This is a genomic window from Flavonifractor sp. An306, assembly GCF_002159455.1.
Classification (GTDB): Bacteria; Bacillota; Clostridia; order Oscillospirales; family Oscillospiraceae; genus Flavonifractor.
On the sequence record NZ_NFIQ01000223.1, the window covers coordinates 1 to 945 of the forward strand.

Below are 945 nucleotides of genomic sequence, written 5' to 3' on the forward strand. Positions count from 1 at the left end.
TCTATCTTCTGGAGGAGTGTGAAATCATGAGTCTGAAATACACCTGCCCCGGCTGTGGGACACCTTTAGGCTATGAGGGATTGTGCTGGAAATGCAAATCTGAACAGGAACGGAAAGCTGCTCTTGCTTGGACACCGGAACAAATCACAGAGAAGCAGAGAAACCTGATTCAGAACATCCAGCGGCTGGCGGAGATGGAAGACCCGGAGTTCACCGACTTCTGGCAGCTGCTTAGCTACCATAATGCCATCGCCCCGGAGATCCAGCGGGCGGCATTGGCCGCAGAGGTGTTCTGGCCCTGTGAGATCTATTATCATGCTCCCGCCGATGTGCGGGATGGTCTGATTCATGCGCTGTTGTCTGCGGAGTATTCCAGTGCGGCTTCCAACCTGATGTGTTGCCTTGCTATGCAGGGAGATGACAAGGCAATGGAGACTCTGCTGGAGCTGGAGCGAAATCCCCGGCCCTGGCGCAAGGGCCTCTATGTGGACCCATCCAGCTATGCGCAGATCGGCGGCTGGACTTTTGACAAAGAGGGCCAGAAAATCCAACTCAACTTCGATTCCTGCTATCCTATGGTCAAGGGAACCTCCGACAAAGAATCTCCCGTCCGCATTGGCCGGGCGCGGGAGGACACATGCCCCCACTGCGGTGGACGGATGGTGGACATACTGGTATTGGACGGACGGGATGAGCGGCTCCGGTTCCTGGGACTGGACGGCATCCTGACCGCCACCTGCTGCCCCAGCTGCGTGGGATTCCTCAAAGGCCCCGCCTTCAACCGGTTCACCCTGGATGGCGGCGTGGAGGTCTTCCCCTCCGAGCTCTTTGACGGGGCGGAGAAGACGGATTGCTATGTCAGTCCCGAGGAATACAAGGCCCTCACGGAAAATCCCTTTGTGCTGGGCGAAGCGCCTGTGCCCCTGTTTTACGGCGCGGCCTGCC

At 58.0% G+C, this 945-nt stretch carries 1 protein-coding gene; it reads left to right on the forward strand.

Translation table 11 applies throughout. The annotated features are described in order from the left end of the window. Positions 1-26: 26 nt before the first annotated feature. On the forward strand, positions 27-945 hold a 919-nt coding region (locus B5F88_RS19775), incomplete at its 3' end, for a hypothetical protein (protein ID WP_087937080.1).